This is a genomic window from Arthrobacter sp. 05T444 (assembly GCF_056395905.1).
In genome coordinates this window covers 96,487-117,136 of sequence record NZ_JBFTKK010000003.1, presented here as the reverse complement: position 1 = coordinate 117,136, position 20,650 = coordinate 96,487, and the positions used below count along the sequence as shown (strand labels likewise).

The window sequence follows — 20,650 nt, the reverse complement described above, 5'->3', positions numbered from 1 at the left end:
GAGGTGAAAGTTCACCTCCACGACAACTTAACCAATGCAAGAGACCAATAGGGTAGGTATATGAGACGCGCAAAGATTGTGGCCACATTCGGACCGGCGATTGCCAGCTATGAAAACACCCTCGCGGTGCTGGAAGCCGGCGTTGACGTAGCCCGGATGAACATGAGCCACGGCGATTACTCCGTGCATGACAACACCTACGAGAACGTCCGTAAGGCTGCGGCGGATCTCGGCAAGGCCGTTGCCATCATGGCCGACCTCCAGGGACCGAAGATCCGTCTCGGCCGCTTTGTGGACGGCCCCCATGAGCTGGCTGTCGGTGATATCTTCACGATCACCACCGAGGACGTGCCCGGCACCAAGGACATCTGCTCCACCACGCTGAAGAGCCTCACCGAGGACGTCAACGTGGGCGACGCGCTGCTGATCGATGACGGCAAGGTCGCGCTGCGCGCCATCGAAGTGGACAACGTCAAGGTTGTCGCCCAGGTGACCGTGGGCGGCATGGTGTCCAACAACAAGGGCATCAACCTGCCGGGCGTTGCCGTCAACGTCCCCGCGCTGAGCGTGAAGGACGAGGACGACCTGCGCTGGGCGATGCGCCGCGGCGTGGACATGGTTGCCCTGTCCTTCGTGCGTGACGCCACGGACATCAAGCGCGTCCACGAGATCATGGACGAAGAAGGCCGCCGCGTTCCGGTGATCGCCAAGATCGAGAAGCCGCAGGCCGTGGAGCAGCTCCACGAAATCATCGACGCGTTCGACGCCATCATGGTGGCCCGTGGCGACCTTGGCGTGGAGCTTCCGCTGGAGGAAGTGCCGATCGTTCAGAAGCGCGCCATCGAACTGGCACGGCGCTGGGCCAAGCCGGTCATCGTGGCCACGCAGGTCCTCGAGTCCATGATCGACAACCCGCGCCCCACCCGCGCTGAGGCTTCCGACTGCGCCAACGCGGTGCTCGACGGCGCCGATGCGGTCATGCTCTCCGGTGAGACCAGCGTGGGCAAGTACCCGATCGAGACCGTCAAGGTCATGGCACGGATCATCGAGTCCACCGAGGAGCACGGCCTGGAGCGCGTCCCCCCGCTGGGCACCAAGCCCAAGACCCGCGGTGGCGCCATCACCCGTGCCGCCGTCGAAATCGCCGATCAGCTGGACGCCAAGTACATCTGTACTTTCACCCAGTCTGGTGACTCCGCACGCCGCCTGTCCCGCCTCCGCCCGATCAAGCCGGTCTTCGCGTTCACTCCGGTGGAGCACGTGTGGAACCAGCTGGCGCTGACCTGGGGCATCCAGCCGGTGCTGGTGGCCATGGTGGGCCACACGGATGAAATGACGGCACAGGTTGACCGCAGCCTGCTGGACATGGAGCTCGTGGAAGATGGTGACCTTGTGGTCATCGCTGCCGGTTCCCCTCCCGGAAAGGCCGGTTCCACCAACTCGCTGAAGGTCCACAAGGTGGGCGACCTCGCCGACACCTCACGCCTGGGCGAGGGGACGACCAACCGCGAGAAGCTCGGCCCCTGGCCGGAAAAGAAGAAGAAGAGCTAGTTCCAGGTCCTGCTGGGTAGCTGAGACCAAAAGGGAGGGTCCCCGCCGTTGGGCGCGGACCCTCCCTTTTTCGTTGAGAACGAAAAGGTTCTTCTGGGAACAAAAGGAGGGTCCCTGCCGATTGGCGGGGACCCTCCTTGGTTGCTTGGTCTCGGTGTTAGTTGACCTGGTTGATGATGGTCTCGGCCACTTCGCGCATGCTCAGGCGGCGGTCCATGGAGGTTTTCTGGATCCAGCGGAAGGCTTCCGGCTCCGTCAGGCCCATCTTGGTGGTGAGAAGGCTCTTGGCGCGCTCCACGAGCTTGCGGGTGGCAAACTGCTCCTGGAGGTCCGTGACCTCGTTTTCGAGGGCCTTGATCTCCTCGTGGCGGGAGAGGGCGATCTCCAGGGCGGGGATGAGGTCGGCCGGCGTGAAGGGCTTGACCACGTAAGCCATAGCGCCGGCGTCGCGGGCGCGCTCCACGAGTTCCTTCTGGCTGAAGGCGGTCAGCAGCACCACGGGGGCGATGCGAGCCTTGACGATCTTCTCGGCTGCGGTGATGCCGTCCATGACGGGCATCTTGACGTCCATGAGGACGAGGTCGGGCTTGAGCTCCTCGGCCAGCTGCACGGCCTTCTCGCCGTTGTCGGCCTCGCCAATGACGTCGTAGCCCTCGCCGCGCAGGATCTCGATGATGTCCAGGCGGATGAGGGTTTCGTCTTCGGCGACAATTACGCGGCGCGCCGGCTGGGACGTGGTGTTTGACTCCGTCGGTTCTGACACGGGATCTCCTTGAAAAGGTACGGCGGGAACATGACTATCTTAGTTGCGCCCGGGTTTGTACTTGGATCTGCATGGCTTGTTGCGGCGGCACTGGCGCGATTCTGGAATTCAGCCTATCTGCATGTAGAGTAAATCCGCGCACTGGAAGTGGCTGCGTTGCTCACAACACGCTGTGGGCCTACGATTGTTACTCCGTGTACTCCGCGCCCGAGTGGCGGAATTGGCAGACGCGCCGCACTCAAAATGCGGTATCGAAAGGTGTGTGGGTTCGAGTCCCACCTCGGGCACAGTGTTTCCGCAGGTCAGCGGGGTTTTAACCCCCGTAGTGTGCACAAAAGCTCGTTTTTTGTGCACACGAAGCCTAGAATTTTGGGCATGGCCAGCATTTGGGAGCGGAAAAAATCGAACGGATCCACGTCGTTCACCGTCCGCTGGCGTAACCCCGAAACGAAGAAGCAAGAGGGGATAACCCTCGCCACGGCAGCCGAAGCCCAGACGCTGAAACGCCTCCTTGACGCGAACAATCAGTCCTTCGAAATCGCACAACATGCGATGGTCAAGAACCAGACCAAGAAACCCACGGTTGCTGCGGTGATCCAAGAGCACATCGACCTTCTGGTTCGCCCGTCCGTCGGCACAGTTCGCACGTACCAAACGATGCTGAAGCTTCACATCGCGGACGTCATCGGTCATATTCCTGTCGACAAGCTCGACTACCGGCACCTGACCTACTGGATCAAGACGATGCAGAAGAAGGGCAGGTCTCCGAAAACGATCAAGAACAACCACGGCCTCATCTATGCGGCCATGGAGACAGCGGTTATGCTCCGCTACCGGAAAGATAATCCTTGCCGCGGCGTAAAGCTCCCGTCAGGTGAGAAGGCAGAGGATGAAGCCCGGTTCCTGACACACGCCGAATTTGGGATGATCCTCGAGACGATGGGGGACCGGTACAGGGCGTTCACCGAGTTCCTGGTTATGACCGGCACGCGCTTTGGCGAGGCCACTGCCGTGACTGTGGCAGACGTGGACCTCATGTCCAAGCCCGCCACAATTCGGATCAATAAGGCATGGAAGCGCGGTACTGATTCCGAGTACTACATCGGCGCCACCAAGACGGGTGCCGGCAAGAGGACGGTTTCCCTGAACCCTCATTTGGTGGAGGTGCTCATTCCCTTGGTGGCCAGCAGGCCCGGTTCGGATCTCTTGTTCACCACCCCTAAGGGTGAGCGGATCATTCACAAGCTGTATTGGCATCACTACTGGGTTCCGGCAGTGAAGGCGGCGCAAGCCCGTGGGCTGACCAAGTCACCCCGGATTCACGATTTGCGCCATACCCACGCGTCGTGGCTGATCCAGGACGGCGTTTCCCTCTTCACCGTGTCCAGGCGGCTGGGGCACGCTTCCACCCGCACGACGGAAGAGGTATACGGCCACCTGATGCCTCAGGCCCTGCAAGATGCTGCGGACGCCGTCGAGCGTTCCGCTGTTGTCTGGCGTGGCTAGCGGCGGCACTCGCTCACACTAGGAGTATTTCTGTCGCGCCTGGGCCCGGGTACCGATCATTCGGACGGAGGCCGGTGACGTACTCGTTGACCGGACTTCGCGCAGCTGGGCAATTTCCTTCAAGTGGACAGACGTAAAGACGATCTTTCCCTTGCCCCAGACGGAATGCGGGAACTCTCCCTTGGCGGCCCCTTCACGGAGCCATGCCTCTGAGCACTTGAGGACCGTGGCGGCCTCGGCCGGTTCGAAGAATTCGAGTTTCATGGCTTCCTCGATCCTTTCGTGATTTTGCTGCGGCCGGAGCTCGGTGCTGAGTCCTGCCCTAGTTCATTGGAGCAAGGCCATCCGGCTGCATGACCGGGCGATGGAAAGTCGCTGCAAAGTCATCGGTCTGGCGCTGCACGTTCTCCGGAGAAGCCGTGAACTGGCTCGAGGCTCGTTGGACGAGACCGGCGTTTCCAAGGAAGTTGAGCTGCCGGCGGATGGTCGACGCCGATGCCTGGAGCCCGGCTCCGATTTCGCTGCACGTTGATGGGCCGTTCTTGAGTAAGAAGCGGACTATTTGGCTTCGCGTTCGGTTCATCAGGATGTTCGACATTGAGACCGGAACCTAAGGAATGAATGAGTGCGTTGCTGTAGACGGGTCTACAGGAGCAGGTTACCCCTCCAGTGGTCATGATGGAAGGGCCTTTTTCTGCCCATGAATCTTCCAAGGCGCGGGGGCCCTGATTGCCGTGCCGTAGGACACGCGGAATACTGAGCGTAGGTGGGCCGAAGGTAGCTGGCGGGGCCACCGGTGTTGACGTTGCTGATCAGGGGGCGGTTATGCGGATTGACGAGGCAGGGCATGGTGAGGGGCTGTCGCCTCAGGCCCAGCTTGCCCGTCGACTGAATCTGCTGCTCGATGTAGTTGTTGCCGAACGAGGGAAGCCGGTCACGTTCAGGGAAGTTCAAGCGGACCTTGCCGGCAGGGGCATCAAGCTGTCGCGGGCACGATGGTTCTACATGAAAGAGGGGACTGGCCGTCTGGTCAGCGATCCTGTGTTGCTGGCTGGCCTCTGCGACATCTTCAAGGTTGACCCGTCCTATCTGGTTGGCGATGACTCTACCTTGCCGGAGCGAATCGATTCGCAGCTTGAGTTCGTTAAGTCCCTGCGTGCGGCTCGCGTGAAGACCTTCGCCGCACGAACTCTTGGGGACGTATCACCGGAGACGTTGCAGGCCATCTCTGAGTATCTCAACAAGGATATTGGTCGGCACCCTGGTGGGGAGCGGGCGGCGGCTAGCCCTCCAGAAGATATTCAAGATGAGCCGCCAGTAGCTCCTTGATCCGTTCCGGGTTGGCTGAATAGCGCGGCGAGCGGCCGTGACGACGGCCTGGTTCCACGTCGACTAGGATTGCGCCCGATTCCTCCAGTGCGAGCAGGTGCTTGGCTACGCTCGGTTCGCCGGCGCTGACAGATGCCGCAATGTCCCCACGGGAAGCGGGGCCGTGCGCCGACAGGTAGCGGAGGATCTCGTTCCGTGATCGGTTGCCAAAGGTCGCGACGGCGGCCTCGACGTCGGCCGACCAGGCGTCGTCATGAGGCTGCGTAATCCTTGGCATGGAACCATTCTTATCTACAGTTCGAAGAAAAGTAAGACTCGTCGTCTTGACGATACTTTAATTATCCTTGAGAATAGTTTGCATAGCCTTATTGCATTCGTGGTCGGCCCTGGTTTAGCGGCCATTCTTGAGGTGTCGGGCATGCCGTCACCGGACTTATCGGAAGCGTTTAGTCGAAGCGGTGAAGACCAATGCGAGTCGAAGCCAGAGCAAATCAGGCCCAACATGACGAACCAAATGCAGTTACCGTTGATGTTTCCCTGCGCACACCACCAGCGCCGGCAGTGCTGGCAGTCCCGGTGGATCAGATCATGGTCGCCGTTGACGGTGTGCGCCGATATGTCATTTCGCATCTGTCCCGGCTCGGCAGGGCCTGCGACGTGGACGACGTTATGCAGGACATCCGGGTTGCGGTGTGGGATGGAGTGAACCGAGGACAATATCGCCAGCTTCCGGGAGTCCCTTTCGGTGCCTGGGTCCAAGGAGTGTGCATCAACGTGTGCGCCGCGCACATCCGCCGCGAGCTGAGCCATCCGACTCTGCCGTTGCTGATTGAAGCCGGAGATCCGGACGGATCGGCGTCGCTCGATGCTCTGGCGATGCTAGTTGTCGGCGGTGTGGATCGCAGTGCTGAGAAAATCATCGACAAGGAATGGGCGCGAAAAATTATCCAACTGACCGGGGCAAGTGTGCCGGACGACGTTTGGGAACTTGCCGTTGACAGCCTGACCGGGCCACGCCAGTTCGGTCCGCCTTCGCCGCAGGACCGGCGCCGCTGGCATGCGGCGACGGTGGTGCGCCAGACGGCAAGGACTGTTCAAAGCGCGCTGGAGGTTGAGCCGCAGGAGATCCGCAACATCGGGGACGTGTGCCAGCGTGCGGCAGAATGCTTGCCCACTCCGGTACTCCGTCGAACTGCGGAAACCATCGTTCGTACGGGTGTTAGCGGGCCGGACCGCGCCAGGGCATTGGCGGCGTTGGCCGCTGAACTCGGCGTTACGGAGCGCTATGTTGCCGTGCAGATTGGATTCGCCCGGCGTCTGTATCAAACGGCCTGGCGGATTCTCCAGAGTGCAAGGCGACCTGCACGCTAAGTCATGTCCTCAGCCGCTCATTTGCAATGAACTGGCGAGGAGGCTGGAATGTCGTTGACCCGGAGAATTGCATTGCCTGGCTTGAGCCGCCGACGGCGATGGTTGCTCGTAGCGTTCGTAGTCTTGAGTGTGGCGACCGTGTTGTTCGCTTTGACGCGGCCAACCCCGGGGCCCGCACCTGAGCCGGATCCAGCATCGTCGAGGGGGCCGGCTCCCCAAGTGTCGGCGGCTCCCTCCGGTGGGCCGCAGTCGAAGACTTCGACGACGCCTCCCGCCGTCGCAGGACCCGCCACCTATGGTGTGCCCCGCACGACTGACTTCCGAAGGCTGGCTTCGGCGGCGGCCACAGCGATTTACACATGGGACACGCGGAAGGCGTCGTACTCCGAGGTGTACTCCGGGCTCCGCAACTGGTGGCATGTGCTCCCGGACGGGTCCAATCCCCTGGCTGTGTTCGTCCAGGAGTTCGAGGCGACTGGGATCAATGCCGGAACCTATCAGTATCTGGCCGGGCAGCAGGCGATCCGTTCGGCAACGGTGGAATCCATGATGTGTGACAGCGAGCTTGCTAAGGTGCGAGAGCGACCGGCACCGTGGGCGGGACTCCACGTGTGCACCGTCTCTCTCCGCGTGTTGGACCAGTCAATTTCAGTCCGCAACACGTATGCGGCCCCAGTCAGCGTCATGGTCAACTGTCCGCCAGCTTCGACAGCACCGGCGGACCATTGCGTCATGGTCGGCTTTTATGCCGCGCCGAACAGGATCGTCTACTAATGGCGGCTCCGGCGGTGATTGCCGCAGTGGCAAGGCGTCGCACGATCGTGCGGGCTTTGCTTGCCGCGGTTACGACGGCGGTCCTGGCGGGCGCCTTTGCGCTCTGCGCGGCAGTTTCGGTGCTCGGCGCCAACGCGATGAGCGACTCATCTGTCTGCGCGTCGGCCGGTTCGAGCGGTCAGCCGGACGCCAACGAGCGTGCTGTCTTGGACATCGGCGCTCCCAACCAGGCGCCCGTCAACCTGACAGCTCGGCAAATGGACCTTGCAAAGGGTTATGTTTCAGTCGGCATGCAGTTGGGCGTGCCACGTGATGGCCAGATCATCGCAATCATGATGGCTCTTCAGGAATCCAGTCTCAGAATGCTGGCGAACGTGAACGTCCCCGGATCACTCAGCTTCCCGCACGACGGCGTTGGAAGTGACCACGACTCCCTTGGCACCGCGCAGCAACGTCCGGCTGCCGGCTGGGGGAGTGTCGAAGAACTGATGGATCCCATCTATAACGTGCGGGCCTTCTATGGCGGACCGTCTGGTCCCAACAAGGGAAGCCCTCGCGGACTGCTGGACATTCCCGGATGGCAATCCATGACCAAGGGCCAGGCTGCCCAGGCTGTCCAGGTCTCGGCGTTTCCTGAGCTGTACGCGCGATGGGAGCCGGACGCATCGGCCATCGTTGATGCGCTCGACGGCGGGACGGCACCTGCTCCTTGCGTCGATACGCCGCCCGTCTCAGCGCCGACAGCGCCGTCGGCAGACCTAAGCCAAATCCGAAAGGATATCCTGCGGTTTACCCAAGCCGGCCTCGGCGGGTCCTATGTGTGGGGCGGGACGGCCTTCAAAGCGTGGGACTGCTCTGGCTTTGTCCAGTGGATCTACCGGCAAGCCGGAATCAACCTCCCGAGGGTGGAGCAATGGAGGGTCGGTAAGCGGACGGACAATCCGCAGCCAGGAGACTTGGTGGTGCAGAACGCGCAGGGGCCGGACACCTGGGGCCATGTTGGGATCTACGCCGGCGACGGGATGATGTACAGCGCGCTCAACCCTTCTGTGGGGACCCTGCTGCATCCGATCGCCTGGAATTCAGATACGGCATATTTCGACCTACTAACGTACCGGTAGAAGCTGCGGCGCCGCCGACCCTCACCACCGCCTGCTGTCTAGTTCTCCCGGAGTATGCCCTAAAAATGTGTATCAGAAGGGGCCAGCAGGCTAAGCCAAATACAAGTGGGCACCTTGCGTTGGCGTAAGAGCAAGGAATTTATAACCGCCGAGCGAGTTGAGCCTGATCTGGTCTTTCATCTTCTTCGGCGATGAAAGCCGTTGAGCTCATTTCGCACAGAGTTCATTTCTGTATACGCGGCATAAAGTTTCGGTACGAGAATCAGGAAAGTCATCACGATGTAGGCGCCTATCGCCAGCACTGGGCCTGACCACCATCGATCGAGTTCCGGGGTGCCCGGCCGGTACCACGCGACCAGGTTCATACCAATCACCAGCAACGCACCACTAGAGATGCAGAGGAGAAAGGCAAACAGGACGTGGGCAACAGCTTCATCGATCCCATCCCGCTCGACGTCCAACCACGCTTCATCGGGTCTGTCCGTTAACCGAATGCGGAGGGATGACAGCTGGGTGAACACCCCCAGCAATCCCGCCGAGAGGAGAGCCATCGCTGACAGCGTGGCGGACGGTGAGGCAATCTGCCAGCCCAAGATATAGCTGCAGACCAGAACAGCCGCTGCTACCGCTACGAGCGTTATTCGGACAGGCCAGTCGGGAGCAGTTGTTCCATCAGCCATATCGTTCGTTAGCCCACGCCAGTGGCCCCGGAAGATGGGAAGGATTGAAAAACGAGACACCTTCTCATCCCTTCGCTTGAGGCCAGCCGTCCCATTCGAACTGCGTCTTTAGGTTCCGCTGCAGCTTTGTAACCCGAGACCGCACAGCCGCCCACAGTTCATCGTCTTCTGGCTCCGAATCGTAACCTACGGGATAGACAAAAACGTCGGAGAAGGCGTCCGGGCCGACAGTCTTTTTCTGACCTGTCTCCGGATCCTTGATGACGACATCGACGTCGTCGAATTCGATACCACTTACGTCTTGGCTGACAATAGCAGCGACTTCCTTCGCGGCATCTGCGGCTGCGACGGATTCTCCGTGCTGCTTCCGACTGAACCACGACCCAACGCGCGCTTTGAGGTCCTGCTGCTGATCAGGGCCGGAGATTTTCGACGTGAGTTCGAACTCTTCCGAAAGCCTTTTGCGGTCGGCCGTGACGGCATACCGCGTCAGTCGAATGGACTCTACGGCACCGTTCGTTACAAAGCGCCGACGGGTTTCATCGTCCCCAACCATCTTTGCTGTCAGCCGCCACCATGGGAAATACGTGAACTCTTCCTGTCCCATCCTGTAGTCCGCGTCGTCCTTAGCCCATTTGGACAGGTACTTGACGATTGCCGCTTGGGGGCAGGCACGGCTGATCGTCTCCACGGCGAGCACCCCGGCATCCCCTGCCGTGGGGAACAGGAGGGCTGCTCGGTAGGTGCGTGCCGGGTAATGGTTGGAGATGTCCAGGTCAGCCTCATCAATGTCGTCCGGATCGGCTAGGGCATTCTTGTGACCTGAACGACGTCCGTGTTCCACGCTGATAAGCAAATGGTCGCCTTTTCGTTGGAACGAAAGTAGTTTGAACAGAGGCTTAGTTCGGTCGGTTAGTTCGCCGTCCTCTTCGATGGCGTCGGCGTAATGAGGGAAGCCGCGATGGACAAGATCCCGGTGACTGGGGAGCACTCGTTCCAGAAAGGCCCGGTAATCGCCCTGTTCGCGCCGCTTCGGATCAATAAATGGATACGTCTTCTGACTCCGCCCTTCATGGAGGGCGACAGAGAACAGCCGAAATCCATAGGTTGTCATGAAGGTCCCCAGTCTCTTGCGCGCGGTCTCGTCCCCGCGTTCCATATTCCCGCGGGAGCAAGCCAAGCGAAGCAATAGGTGAGGAGGAGATAACTACTTGCCTATCTTGCCAGATACCCGCGTGTATCCTCCCTGTGAGGCATACTGTTTCGCCTCGGCCCTTACAATCCTTCGCGAAAGGCTTGGTCGCTAACGTCACTGTGCCCTCGGGGTTCTTTCCTGTACACGGTCATCCCGGCAGCCATTATCCTAATCTGAGGCCAGCGGTCGCCTGCACACGGTTTCGCCGTTCAACGGTCTGTCCAACCTCCGCCAAAGTGGTTGCCGACGTACGAATTCGACTTGAAAGTCAGGTAATGGACGAATCCTCCGCGCTGTACGGTGATGACCCTCTCGTTGGTTCAGATGCAGGCCGCGACCGCGGTGACCTGGTAGCGCGCCTGGTTCGGTCTTTGGCGCTGATGAACAACCGAACAGATAGTGCGGTGGTTGCTCTCGTGGGGCCGTGGGGCAGTGGTAAGTCAACAGTTCTCAACGCCGTCGAACGAACCTTGCAGAAAGAGGGGAAATGGCAAACAGCCCGGTACAACCCTTGGTCATATTCGTCCCTGGACAGTGCAATCCCCGGGTTCTTTTCGGAGCTGAACTCGGCACTGCCTGAAGAACTACAGGAGAAGGGGACGCGCAAAAAGGTTGGCTCGTGGATTTCCAGCATTTCTCCACTAGGGAGCTTAGGGTCACTTGCGGGTGTTGACGCCGCCGGCATTATTGACGGGTTAGGCAAGCTTGTTTCTGGCGACGCGAGCCCGGAGCAACTTCGGGCAAAGGTAGCCGAAGACCTCCGAGCCCTCAAGCATCCGGTCCTCATGCTCATAGACGATCTGGACCGCCTCGGGCCCGATGAGCTGCTGACCACTTTCAAGCTCGTCCGCATGTTGGGGCGGCTTCCCAACGTGTACTACCTGCTTTGCTACGACGAGGCGACCCTGATCGATGTTCTCAGACGTACCGGACTTGTGGACAACGACAGTGGAAGAGCCAGGGCTTATCTGGAAAAAATGATTCAGCTTCGCTTGGATATTCCGACTATGCTGAGCGGCGAACAATTGGAGTTGCTGAATCTCGTCTTGGCCGAGGTACAGAAGAACCATGGGTTCGAACTGCTGCCCTCCGAGTCGGAACGTTTCTCTTCCATGTGGTGGGAATGCATGCGGAGTTACCTGGCCCAACCACGAGCGGTAAAGCGACTTTTTACGCAGGTAGATGCCGCCTGGGCTGAGCTGAGCGGTGAAGTTGACTTTCCAGATTTTGTAGCGATGACGTTCATCCGAACATTCGAACCCGCCGTGTTCGCGCTGATTGAGGAACATGACGCGGAACTTTTGGGCCAGTATTCAGAGTGGGACCCGCTGGTAAAGGAAAGTCACGAGGAGAAATGGGCTCGCTGGAGCGGGTACATGACGGATTTGGAGGCCGTCCACCCCCACAAACTTCTGAATCTGTTGGCGAAGCTCTTCCTGCCGTTGCGAAGCGCGAAGAATAAGACGTCATACGGAGCCGAAGCGCGGACCGACATCGGAAGACGGTGTGGTGTTGGGCATCAGGACTATTTCTACAGGTTTACTCAGGCCGGGGTTCCCCGGGACGATCTGCCTAACAGCAAGGTCGCGGAAGCGCTGCGTCAGCTTGGAGAAGGGGAATCCGGCGACGCGTCGGAGGAGGTCGAAAAGTTCCTGGCTGAGAACGCCAGCATGGTGGTCCAAAAGATAATGCGTCACGATCACAAGGATCTCCCTACTGGCCCCTTGGTGCTTATGCTTGCTCGGCAGTACGACGTGATCGGTAAGGAGGGCTCGGGAATACAAGCCGGTCCACCGTCCTTCGAACTGCTCACTTTGGGACGTTACCTCCTTTCGGGGCTTGAAGCAGACCTTGCCACTGATCTCCTGAATCAATGCAGCGTCACTTCCTCGGGTCTTGCCTTTGTCTCAGACATCGTCCGAGATCTTGGAAGGCCGGAACGGGAAGAAGCTGTTCCCGAATGGTTGGCAAAGGCAAAATCAAACGCTGCCGATGCGATAGAGGCACAGCTACGCGGTCTCGACCCCAGAGGACCTGAAGATGAAATCGAACGGACCCTGCGCTGTCTCTGGGCACTGAGGGAATTCACCGATCCTTCCCGGGCTACGCGATTACTCTGGGAGCTCATCGACGGGGACAAAGGCTGGCAGGCTGCCACCTTTGTCGCACTGCTGGTCCCCATCGGCCACAGCAGTGACGGCACCTGGATGCTTGACCGGCATCATCTATCCGCGGAGTTGATAGAACAACTTCTTGGTTTTGAAAGGGCTGCAGCTGCGTTGAAGGACGCAGGAGAAGGATCCGACGCCCCAGGCCTCCTCCAGCGCTTTGAAGCGCGGCCGACCTTGTCGCAAAGAGTGGCTTGTGTCTACGCAGATTTTCCTGGTCTGGCCGACGAAGTCCGAGCAACGGGAAGCGTCGCTTAGGGACGCTGCCGGCAGGCGAACTCCACTCCTTACCGACAACGCATTTACAGGGAGTTTGCGGTAGGCAGTGAGTCGGCCAGGCTATATTTTCGATCGTGAAGGATGGTACCTAAGTTCGAAGATGGAACCTCTCGATCGAAGTCCCTTAATTCCTCCCCCAACCCGTCCGCGGCTCGCCGTTAGGTTGCCCCGGCTCCGTCGGGCACAGCTATGCGATGCTCCGACAGCCAGCAGTCAAAAACAGCGACGGGAGGGGGTTCCCTGTTGAAGCTGCCAAGGCAGAACGCAGAGCAGAATGGCCCCGTCGACAAAACTGGCGGAACATGTCGTCGGGCAAGATTGATACCCCACGCAACCATTTCTGAGTGCTGATGTCGATCGCTGAGGACTGCTACAGTCCGCTCGCGCCTTTCCACTCTTCCGGTGTGACCCTCTTGATGCTCGATGAGTGCGCCCAGCCCAGGTGGTACTTACCTGAAGGGTCCAGCCATTCAATCAGGCCGTAAGTGTGCGTCCATCCCACAGCCTTGCCGTAGATCCCGCTCACGTAGACCAGAGGCCGGCCATACTTCGGGAAGTCTCGGATCGGAGCTGGGTCATCAATCGGTCGGCTCTCTTCGGCTTGAATCCTGGCAAACATGCGCTCGGAGTCGTCGGGAGTACCACGCTTGATCACGATAAGAATTATAGAACATATATTCGAATGAGAGCCCCCGCCCAAGCCTGTCCCCGCCTCAAAGTGGCAACTGGTTTATCTGTCAGGCCATGCACAAGGTCATGTAGCCCCGCCCCACCACCTCCATGAAGTCGTGAGCCCAAACCCCTCATTCCCTCGACGACGACAGATGGAGCGCGCGATGTTTCTGGCAGCTGTGGACCCTGGCATCACCCCAAACACGAACTTCCCTTTTCTCGAATCGCTCAAGCAGATCGGCGGAGGCATCCTGGTCGGTGCCTTCATCGTGATAGCGATAGTTGCCATAGTAGGGGCCGCGATGCTCCTCGCCGGCAAGCTCAGCCAGTCATCGCGGCTCGCGTCGGGCGGCGGCATGATCCTGCTTTGGACAGGACCCGTGGCTGCAATACTGGGCGGGATCAACGGCTACATCCTTTGGTCCCAGTCGGCGTTCAATCTCGGATTTTAGGCCCAGTCCGTCATGCCGGTTCAGTGCGATCTGAACGGATGGTGGCCGCCCGGTTGCGGTCTCGTCTCGCAAGCGAACGACGGCGTCCAAGGCTCCATCACGTCGTTCTTCGCGAACATTCTCCAAGGCACCGCGTCCTGGATCTGGTCCTTCATCACGGGCGCGTTCAGTGTCTCTGATGTCGACGACTCTCAATGGACGGCGGTCGAAGGTCTGACGAATTGGTGGGTGGTCATCATGATGACGCCACTCGTCGTCGCCATGATCCTCCAACTGCTGTCTGGTCTGATCAGCCAACAGCCCCGGCGTCTGGTGAGAGCCCTGGTTGGTGGCGCCGCAGCCGTTCCATTGGTGGCCGGTGCCGTTTACCTCGTCCGCCAGCTCACCAAGGTGGGCGATTCTGCAGCCTCCGCGCTGCTCGACTCCATGGGAACGGATCCTTACCTGGTGTTCATGCGGCTCTTTGGCTTCGAACGGGCCCCAGCGGACTCCGGCCGGGAATGGAACGTCGTGTCGTTGGCCCCGGGAACCGCCGGCGGCGCCGCCGGTGCGGTCGTCGTCACCGTGATGGCAGTTATCGTTGTCTGGATCCTGGCGTTCATCCTGATGTGTTCGATGATCTTTCGGTCTTTTGCGCTCATCGTGCTCGCCGCCGTTGCTCCAGTCGCTCTCATGCTCATGCCGTGGGAGAAAACTAAAACTTGGGCCCGTCGGTGGTGCGAGATCGTGGTTGCCTTGCTGCTCGCCAAACCGCTTGCCGCGACTGTACTGGCCGTTGCTATCAAGCTCTTCGCTGACTCGAAGTCATTCGCCGGGCTGGCTGCCGGCGTCGTGGGCATGGCACTGGCCTGCGGTGCGCCTCTGATGGCACTGCGGCTCGTGAGTTTTGCCGGAGGCGAGCTGGCCGCGGCCGCACAGACGGCCGGTGGCGGCCACGTCCTCACCCGCACTTCCAGCTTCACAGCCCGGCAGATCAGTCGCCATACCGGTGGCCGTTTCACCTTGGCAGGGATGGCTGCCCGTTCAACGATGACCCGACCAATCCAGTCGAGCCGTCAGCAGTTTCCCACCCGCGCACTGCCGGCCGGCGCCCCTCTTCCGGGGCGGCCAACGGGTACGACGGCGTCATCGGCGCCAGGTGGGAATGCCAGTGCATTGATGCTCGACGCCGGTACGTCGGCCGCCAGCCCGGCCTCGCCACCGGGAAGCAGCGCACAGCCACGCCAAGCCCCGGGCGCACCGGCGTCGGGAAGCAGAGGTGGGGGCAAAGCCCCTAGCGAGCCACCAAAGCCGTCGTCGTCGAAGCTACCGAACGGCGAGCCGCCGATCGCCCCGACGGCCCAGCCACCCATCCACCCGCCAGGAGTAATCCGGCCCCCAACCGACGGTGATATCCATGTCTGAAAATTCACGCACCCTCGAGGCAGTCAAATTCCCCCGCTACGAGCGCCGCGGCTTGTTCATGGGACTGAAGTGGTACCAATTGGTGTTGCTCGCGGCCGGCGTCGTGGTGGCAAGCCTGGCATCGGCATCCCAAGGACCGGTCGGTTTGTTCGCGTCGGGACCGTTGTGGCTGGTACTGATGCTCCTCGGCTTGCTGCAGTATTCACGGATTCCGTATCCGGTATGGGCCAGCCATGCCCTCCTGTTCTTCTACCGATCGCTGGCCGGACAAACAAGGTTCCTAACCCGACCTGAACGAGCAGTCCTTGCCGGACGGCTGGCGCTTCCAGGGGGACTGGGGAACCTGGAATTGCGACGGACCTCGCGAGGGGAGTGTTTCATCGTGGACGCCCGCGGCAGGGAGGCGACAGCCGTCCTTCGCTGCAGCACCCGGTCATTTGCGCTGTTAGACAGCGACGACAAAGCGTGGGCCGTGCAGGCCTGGTCCCGCGTACAGGCTGGCATGGCGCAGCGGACAAGCCTCGCAAGAATCTCAGTGCAGGACTTCACGGTTCCCTACCCGTCCACCGCCCTGCGCGACTTCTACGAAAAGGCGTCCCCGCAGCCGGCCGGTGACTCCAGCGAGCGCACTTGGGGTCAGCGCGCGTACGAGGATCTGATTTCGGCAGCGGGATCCACGATGAGCCACGATCTCCTGATCGCAGTCGTGGTTGATACGGCCAAGGCCCGACGCCGGATCAGAGAATCAGGCGGGGGACTGCTCGGCGTCGAACGGGTGCTTCGGCTGGAGGTCGAGGCCATGACTACCGCGCTGGGGACGCACAGCGTCAAGGTCGAGGAGTGGCTGCCAGAGGGCGGAATCCTCGACGTCGTTCGGGGCGCCTTCGATCCTGCCGCCGTCGCAAGCGGGGCAAAGAAACAGAAGGAATCCCAAGCTCGAGACTCCGTTGCGCCCAACATGTCTGCTGGGCCCATGGCCGTGGAAGAGCACTGGACATACGTACGAACGGATTCCGGCTTTCATCAAACGTTCTGGATCGCTGAGTGGCCACGGCAGAAGGTATTTCCAGGTTTCCTCCATCCGCTGATTTATGTGGGCGACTTCCGGCACGCCGTGACGGAGGTGATTCGGGCCGTGCCCACAACCGAGGCACTGCGGGACATTCGCTCCGCCCAGGAGGCCCATGAAACCAGACGCCGCATCAACACCCGCTTCGACAGGCCGCTGACCCGCGAGCAACGGGCTGAGGAAGAAGAGGTCGCCCAGCGCGAGGAGGAGATCGTCGCAGGACACGGAGACGTCAGGCCCGCTGCCTACGTGACCGTTACTGCAGGGACCCTGGAGGACCTGGCCCGCCACCGGCAGGAGCTGGAGTCGGCGGCCGCGGGAGCATTCGTCGAATTGCGCCTGCTGGCCGGACAGCAATGGGCCGCATTCGTCGCCGGCGCGCTCCCGTTCGGGCGGGGACTGCGATGACGAGGACAAACCAGTCGGTGGAATACCTGCCGTCGGGCGTGAACCGCAAGGAGCGGAAGGAACGACGGCGGCAGTCGGCTGCCGCTGACAGCCGACCGTGGGCGGTTGTTCTAAACCGGGCTGGCGAGATGGTCGCCACCCGGCTGGACACCACCGATCACGGCGGAGACTGGGGGAGCAAGGAACCCGACTCCCTGCGTGGCCCGCACCGCCTGCGGCCGGCACCCCACCGCGCGTCCACCCTGACCTTCGCCGCGGCCTATCCGTTCCTCACAGAATCCGGGCTCGGCCACGAAGGCACGTATATCGGCACAGACGTCTTCGGGTCGGGAGCATTTTCCTACGATCCGTGGATTCTCTATGACAAGGGCGTCATCAGCGGACCCTCGATCGTGGTCATCGGAACCGTGGGGACCGGGAAATCCATGTGCGGAAAGTCCCTGGTGGCTAGGTCCATAACGCTGGGGCGGAAGGCCGCCGTCGCCTCCGATCCCAAAGGCGAATGGGTCGCCGTCGCCAATGCGGTTGGCGGCAAGGTCATTTCCGTGGGCCCCGGCCGCGCTGCCCGCGTCAACCCACTCGACGCGGGGCCGCGGTCCAGCGCTTTGAGTGAGGCTCAGTGGCAGGCGGTGGTGCGCCAGCGCCGTCGCTACCTGTTGGTGGCACTGGTTTCTCTCATGCGGCAGGGCATGCCCCTCCGTCCGGTGGAGCACACTGCCCTGGACATGGCTCTGATGGAGACGGTTGCTGAGAACTCGAATCCGACGCTGCCGATGGTTCTGGACCATCTGTTGAACCCGTCGAAGGAAACGATCGGGCTGGTGGGCAAGGACGGGGGATTGGCTGTCAGCCACTCCCTGAGACGGACAGTCTCCGGTGACCTGGAAGGTATGTTTGACGCCCCGTCTACGGTCGCTTTCGACGCCGATGCGCCCATGATGGTGATGGACACTTCTGCGCTCATCGGCGCCTCGGAGCAAGCATTGTCCCTGGCCGCCGCGTGCGGTGCCACTTGGCTGGAGGCAGCCGTCACCAATCCCGACGGCGGCAAACGGCTGGTGGTTTACGACGAAGGCTGGCGCATGCTGGCCGACCCGTACATGCTCGCCAAAATGAGCGAGCAATGGCGGCTTGCCCGCACCTACGGCATTGCGAACCTGCTCATCATGCACAAAGTCGCCGACCTCAACGAAATCGGAGACAGCACCAGCGGGCACCGGCAGAAGGCACTCGGCCTGCTGACCGAGGCGGACACCAGGATCATCTACCGGCAAAAGCACGACGCGATGAGACTGACGAAAGAAGCCCTGGGCCTGTCGGAGGCCGAATGCGAGCACGTAGAGAACCTCCCCAAAGGCGTTGGCCTCTGGAAGGTCGGGAACCGTTCCTTCATTGTGGCGAACCGGGTCACGACCGATGAGCTTGAAGTCTTCGGCACCGACGACAGGATGATCTGAATGCCACAGATGAGTTCGCGGCGAGGCACCGACAGTCCGTTGGTCACGGCCGGGCTTATCGCCGTGGCCGGTTATGTCTGTCTGAGTTTCCTGGTCCAGGGGGCAGCTAACGTCGTGATGGCCTGGCGATGCGGCGGCAGTCAGCCGTCGCCGTTCAACCCGGCCGCCGCCGTCGGACTTCTCATCGGTCGGATCGACTGGATCGTCCGCGTACCGCAGGGATGCGACGTCGGGACCGGCAGTATCTGGTGGCTCGTTGGCCCGGTCCTCCTTCTGGCGGCTGCGCTCGCCGTCGGGTCTGTCTTTGCCTGGAGGCGGTGGAAGCAATCCGGCGGGTGGCTGCGCCAGGACATTCTGAGCCGCGAGGGCATCGCGCGCCGTACCGAGATCCTCCAGGATTTTGGAGCGAGGGCCGTTCTGAAGCGCGGCAAGTTCACGCGTCCAGGCCTCGCCAAACCGCGGATCCAGGACGTGGCCTGGACGTTGGGCCGTTCCCGCGGTGTCACCATTCATGTCTCCACAGAAGAATCGATGGTCATCCAGGGTGCTCCGCGATCCGGTAAGGGCCTCTACGTGGTCATCAATGCCATCCTCGATGCGCCGGGGGCTGTTGTCACGACATCCACGCGAGCCGACAACCTGGTGGTCACGATGAAGGCCCGCGCTACACGCGGCAGGACGGTCACAGTGTTCGACCCGCAAGGCATGTCCGGGCTGCCTTCGACACTTCGCTGGTCCCCCGTCCGCGGATGCGAGGACCCGGATACCGCCACGCGCCGTGCTCTCGTTATCACTGCGGACACGGAGATGAAGGGAGAGAACGCTGCATGGCAGAAGCGCTCGCTGATCATCCTGCAATGCCTCCTTCATGCCGCAGCACTGTCCGGCGAGGGCGTCCGCGCGTTTCGGCGCTGGTCCTCGAGCCCGGTCTTGGCACGTGAGGCGTTGGAGGTCCTGAGCCAACCGGCGGCGGCGCTGGGGTGGCAGGCCGATCTCATGGGCATCCTCGAGGATGACCCGCGGAACACGTCCAACTCCTGGATTGGTGTGTCGGCAGCTGTCGCGCCGCTGTCGTCACCAAGGGTGGTCGCTGCGCTGGACCCTCGGGACGAGTCTGAAGAATTTGACCCTAAGTGCTTTATTCGGGACTGCGGGACCCTGTATCTGATCGGCACGCGTGCTGGAGCTGCTGCGGCGGGGCCTTATCTTTCGGCTCTGATCGACGACATCGACAACGCGGCGCGCGAACTGGCCTTTGTCGCCAAGGGAGGAAGGCTGGATCCGCCGCTGTCCCTAGTTCTGGACGAGATTGCCAACCTGGCCCCATGGCCGGGCCTGCCCATCGCTCTGTCTGACGGCGGTGGCATCGGAATATCAACGCTGGTGGTTCTCCAATCCCTGTCCCAAGCACGGACTGGCTGGTCAATCGACGAGGCGGCCACTATCTGGGATTCGGCCATCATCAAAGTGATCTTCGGCGGAGGCTCCGACGAACGTGACCTGCGCTCGCTGGCAGGGCTGCTGGGGGAGCGGAGCCTGACCCTTAATACCCGTTCCTGGTCTGCACAGGGCAGGCAGGACGGCGAACAGATCAGGGAGAGCCCGGTCCTGCCACTTCATGAGATCAGGCGCTTGCCCGCGGGCACCGCCCTGATGCTTGGACGTAGAACGCGGCCCATTCTGTTGGATCTGCGCGAATGGCACAAACGAAAAGACGCCGCCGAGCTCGGTCGGTCAAAACTGGAGCTAGAACGGACCTTGGCTGATGGGCACCGTCTGAGACAGGCAGCAACTGAGGAGCCGGCCGATGGCCAGCCATGACGACGTCGAACGCTTTGAGATCCCGTCGGCCGGAGCGGACGACGACGAGCTGACCGCCGAGCTCTTCCGCTCTGCATTCCGGCCACCCGGCCGGGCATCCGGCGTCACATACCGTTGGCGCGAAATGACAGCTGAGCAGGCCGGTAGTGTGTGGCGTTCTTTGGCGGTCTGGGTCCGCTGGCTTGTCGCCACATACCAGCTCACGACGTCGGTGGTTCCGGATTGCTGGTGGCGCCACACCGAGATTGTGGCCGAACTCTATGCTCTGCAGCGCGCGGAACTGGCCTCCTACGCCAGCGACGATCCCGGGTTCGGGCCGTTGGCGTTTCACGAACGGCTGCCGCACGCCGTCGAGCGGTTGAGGATCCATACCCGGACGGCTGGGTGCGTCGGCCTACAGGCGCACAAGGAGTCCGCAGTGAGAACCCTCCGGCTCGACGCACCCGAGTTCGTTGAGTGGCAGGCGGGTTCCCACCAGATCGGAAACGAATTCTGAAGTCATGCTGTTGTCCCGCCCCAGGACATGAACAAGTATCCCCGGGGTGGTCCCGGCCGGATTCCAAGAAGCATGAAGGGCGGCTGTCGTGGCCCCTGAATCTGAAGACGTATCGAGTGCAATGGCGGCAGATG

The 20,650-nt window shown here is 61.4% G+C and carries 20 protein-coding genes and 1 tRNA gene; 14 read left to right on the top strand and 7 right to left on the bottom strand.

Annotation, left to right across the window (positions count from 1 at the left end):
- The first annotated feature begins 60 nt into the window (after positions 1-60).
- Positions 61-1,551 (top strand): pyruvate kinase, encoded by a 1,491-nt coding sequence (gene pyk, locus AC1DD3_RS04720; protein WP_230116645.1) that lies wholly within the window; start codon positions 61-63, stop codon positions 1,549-1,551.
- Positions 1,552-1,708: 157 nt separating this feature from the next.
- Here pyk and AC1DD3_RS04715 read toward each other — a convergent pair whose 3' ends face one another.
- Positions 1,709-2,314 carry an ANTAR domain-containing response regulator gene (locus tag AC1DD3_RS04715; protein ID WP_056625858.1) on the bottom strand — a complete coding sequence of 202 codons (606 nt, stop codon included), beginning with the start codon at positions 2,312-2,314 and terminating at the stop codon, positions 1,709-1,711.
- Positions 2,315-2,519: 205 nt separating this feature from the next.
- Here AC1DD3_RS04715 and AC1DD3_RS04710 point away from each other — a divergent pair.
- Positions 2,520-2,601 (top strand) — tRNA-Leu (locus tag AC1DD3_RS04710).
- 88 nt (positions 2,602-2,689) lie between these two features.
- Positions 2,690-3,820 (top strand): tyrosine-type recombinase/integrase, encoded by a 1,131-nt coding sequence (locus tag AC1DD3_RS04705; protein ID WP_476881094.1) that lies wholly within the window; start codon positions 2,690-2,692, stop codon positions 3,818-3,820.
- Between the two features lie 18 nt (positions 3,821-3,838).
- Here AC1DD3_RS04705 and AC1DD3_RS04700 read toward each other — a convergent pair whose 3' ends face one another.
- On the bottom strand, positions 3,839-4,084 hold the full coding sequence (locus tag AC1DD3_RS04700) for a hypothetical protein (protein WP_476881093.1): 246 nt from the start codon (positions 4,082-4,084) through the stop codon (positions 3,839-3,841).
- 58 nt (positions 4,085-4,142) lie between these two features.
- Positions 4,143-4,403: a winged helix-turn-helix domain-containing protein gene (locus AC1DD3_RS04695; protein ID WP_476881129.1), complete on the bottom strand. Its 261-nt coding sequence runs from the start codon at positions 4,401-4,403 to the stop codon at positions 4,143-4,145.
- Positions 4,404-4,645: 242 nt separating this feature from the next.
- On the opposite strand from AC1DD3_RS04695, the gene AC1DD3_RS04690 reads away from it, so the two are divergent.
- Complete coding sequence (locus AC1DD3_RS04690) at positions 4,646-5,149, top strand: hypothetical protein (RefSeq protein ID WP_476881092.1); 504 nt, start codon at positions 4,646-4,648, stop codon at positions 5,147-5,149.
- Here the strand turns inward: AC1DD3_RS04690 and AC1DD3_RS04685 are convergent.
- Positions 5,103-5,426: an ArsR/SmtB family transcription factor gene (locus AC1DD3_RS04685; protein ID WP_209753282.1), complete on the bottom strand. Its 324-nt coding sequence runs from the start codon at positions 5,424-5,426 to the stop codon at positions 5,103-5,105. The genes AC1DD3_RS04690 and AC1DD3_RS04685 overlap by 47 nt on opposite strands.
- A 191-nt stretch (positions 5,427-5,617) precedes the next feature.
- Here AC1DD3_RS04685 and AC1DD3_RS04680 point away from each other — a divergent pair, with 191 nt between their 5' ends.
- From AC1DD3_RS04680 to AC1DD3_RS04670, 3 genes are all read left to right on the top strand, one after another.
- Positions 5,618-6,520, top strand: coding sequence for an RNA polymerase sigma factor (locus tag AC1DD3_RS04680; RefSeq protein WP_476881091.1), 903 nt, complete (start codon positions 5,618-5,620; stop codon positions 6,518-6,520).
- 300 nt (positions 6,521-6,820) lie between these two features.
- The gene (locus AC1DD3_RS04675) at positions 6,821-7,294 is read left to right on the top strand and encodes a hypothetical protein (protein ID WP_476881090.1); all 474 of its coding nucleotides are present in this window, start codon (positions 6,821-6,823) and stop codon (positions 7,292-7,294) included.
- Complete coding sequence (locus tag AC1DD3_RS04670) at positions 7,294-8,415, top strand: C40 family peptidase (RefSeq protein ID WP_476881089.1); 1,122 nt, start codon at positions 7,294-7,296, stop codon at positions 8,413-8,415. The genes AC1DD3_RS04675 and AC1DD3_RS04670 overlap by 1 nt, the downstream gene beginning before the upstream one ends.
- Before the next feature lie 176 nt (positions 8,416-8,591).
- Here the strand turns inward: AC1DD3_RS04670 and AC1DD3_RS04665 are convergent, their stop codons facing one another.
- Together AC1DD3_RS04665 and AC1DD3_RS04660 are read right to left on the bottom strand one after the other, a co-directional pair.
- Complete coding sequence (locus AC1DD3_RS04665) at positions 8,592-9,095, bottom strand: hypothetical protein (protein ID WP_476881088.1); 504 nt, start codon at positions 9,093-9,095, stop codon at positions 8,592-8,594.
- Positions 9,096-9,159: 64 nt separating this feature from the next.
- Entirely contained in the window at positions 9,160-10,209 is a 1,050-nt protein-coding gene (locus AC1DD3_RS04660; RefSeq protein ID WP_476881087.1) for a hypothetical protein, read from the bottom strand.
- A gap of 356 nt (positions 10,210-10,565) precedes the next feature.
- Between AC1DD3_RS04660 and AC1DD3_RS04655 the strand changes: the two genes are divergently transcribed.
- Positions 10,566-12,716, top strand: coding sequence for a KAP family P-loop NTPase fold protein (locus AC1DD3_RS04655; protein WP_476881086.1), 2,151 nt, complete (start codon positions 10,566-10,568; stop codon positions 12,714-12,716).
- 391 nt (positions 12,717-13,107) lie between these two features.
- Here the strand turns inward: AC1DD3_RS04655 and AC1DD3_RS04650 are convergent, their stop codons facing one another.
- Positions 13,108-13,392, bottom strand: a complete 285-nt coding sequence (locus AC1DD3_RS04650) for a hypothetical protein (protein ID WP_476881085.1) — start codon at positions 13,390-13,392, stop codon at positions 13,108-13,110.
- A gap of 181 nt (positions 13,393-13,573) precedes the next feature.
- On the opposite strand from AC1DD3_RS04650, the gene AC1DD3_RS04645 reads away from it, so the two are divergent.
- From AC1DD3_RS04645 to AC1DD3_RS04620, 6 genes are read left to right on the top strand one after another with little or no spacing between them, the layout of a single operon-like run.
- Positions 13,574-13,861, top strand: coding sequence for a hypothetical protein (locus tag AC1DD3_RS04645; RefSeq protein WP_043480665.1), 288 nt, complete (start codon positions 13,574-13,576; stop codon positions 13,859-13,861).
- Between the two features lie 12 nt (positions 13,862-13,873).
- Positions 13,874-15,265: a type IV secretion system protein gene (locus AC1DD3_RS04640; protein WP_476881084.1), complete on the top strand. Its 1,392-nt coding sequence runs from the start codon at positions 13,874-13,876 to the stop codon at positions 15,263-15,265.
- Positions 15,258-16,742: an SCO6880 family protein gene (locus tag AC1DD3_RS04635; RefSeq protein ID WP_476881083.1), complete on the top strand. Its 1,485-nt coding sequence runs from the start codon at positions 15,258-15,260 to the stop codon at positions 16,740-16,742. Before AC1DD3_RS04640 ends, AC1DD3_RS04635 begins: the two co-directional genes overlap by 8 nt.
- Complete coding sequence (locus AC1DD3_RS04630; protein WP_476881082.1) at positions 16,739-18,199, top strand: ATP-binding protein; 1,461 nt, start codon at positions 16,739-16,741, stop codon at positions 18,197-18,199. The genes AC1DD3_RS04635 and AC1DD3_RS04630 overlap by 4 nt, the downstream gene beginning before the upstream one ends.
- Positions 18,200-20,020 carry a type IV secretory system conjugative DNA transfer family protein gene (locus AC1DD3_RS04625; RefSeq protein ID WP_476881081.1) on the top strand — a complete coding sequence of 607 codons (1,821 nt, stop codon included), beginning with the start codon at positions 18,200-18,202 and terminating at the stop codon, positions 20,018-20,020.
- Positions 20,007-20,516, top strand: coding sequence for a hypothetical protein (locus AC1DD3_RS04620; protein ID WP_476881080.1), 510 nt, complete (start codon positions 20,007-20,009; stop codon positions 20,514-20,516). Before AC1DD3_RS04625 ends, AC1DD3_RS04620 begins: the two co-directional genes overlap by 14 nt.
- Positions 20,517-20,650: the final 134 nt, after the last annotated feature.

Coding starts and splice junctions, on each gene's coding strand:
- pyk (WP_230116645.1), top strand. CDS start 61: ATGAGACGCGCAAAGATTGTGGCCACATTCGGACCGGCGATTGCCAGC.
- AC1DD3_RS04705 (WP_476881094.1), top strand. CDS start 2,690: ATGGCCAGCATTTGGGAGCGGAAAAAATCGAACGGATCCACGTCGTTC.
- AC1DD3_RS04700 (WP_476881093.1), bottom strand. CDS start 4,084: ATGAAACTCGAATTCTTCGAACCGGCCGAGGCCGCCACGGTCCTCAAG.
- AC1DD3_RS04695 (WP_476881129.1), bottom strand. CDS start 4,403: ATGAACCGAACGCGAAGCCAAATAGTCCGCTTCTTACTCAAGAACGGC.
- AC1DD3_RS04690 (WP_476881092.1), top strand. CDS start 4,646: ATGCGGATTGACGAGGCAGGGCATGGTGAGGGGCTGTCGCCTCAGGCC.
- AC1DD3_RS04685 (WP_209753282.1), bottom strand. CDS start 5,426: ATGCCAAGGATTACGCAGCCTCATGACGACGCCTGGTCGGCCGACGTC.
- AC1DD3_RS04680 (WP_476881091.1), top strand. CDS start 5,618: ATGCGAGTCGAAGCCAGAGCAAATCAGGCCCAACATGACGAACCAAAT.
- AC1DD3_RS04670 (WP_476881089.1), top strand. CDS start 7,294: ATGGCGGCTCCGGCGGTGATTGCCGCAGTGGCAAGGCGTCGCACGATC.
- AC1DD3_RS04665 (WP_476881088.1), bottom strand. CDS start 9,095: ATGGCTGATGGAACAACTGCTCCCGACTGGCCTGTCCGAATAACGCTC.
- AC1DD3_RS04660 (WP_476881087.1), bottom strand. CDS start 10,209: ATGACAACCTATGGATTTCGGCTGTTCTCTGTCGCCCTCCATGAAGGG.
- AC1DD3_RS04655 (WP_476881086.1), top strand. CDS start 10,566: ATGGACGAATCCTCCGCGCTGTACGGTGATGACCCTCTCGTTGGTTCA.
- AC1DD3_RS04645 (WP_043480665.1), top strand. CDS start 13,574: ATGTTTCTGGCAGCTGTGGACCCTGGCATCACCCCAAACACGAACTTC.
- AC1DD3_RS04640 (WP_476881084.1), top strand. CDS start 13,874: ATGCCGGTTCAGTGCGATCTGAACGGATGGTGGCCGCCCGGTTGCGGT.
- AC1DD3_RS04635 (WP_476881083.1), top strand. CDS start 15,258: ATGTCTGAAAATTCACGCACCCTCGAGGCAGTCAAATTCCCCCGCTAC.
- AC1DD3_RS04630 (WP_476881082.1), top strand. CDS start 16,739: ATGACGAGGACAAACCAGTCGGTGGAATACCTGCCGTCGGGCGTGAAC.
- AC1DD3_RS04625 (WP_476881081.1), top strand. CDS start 18,200: ATGCCACAGATGAGTTCGCGGCGAGGCACCGACAGTCCGTTGGTCACG.
- AC1DD3_RS04620 (WP_476881080.1), top strand. CDS start 20,007: ATGGCCAGCCATGACGACGTCGAACGCTTTGAGATCCCGTCGGCCGGA.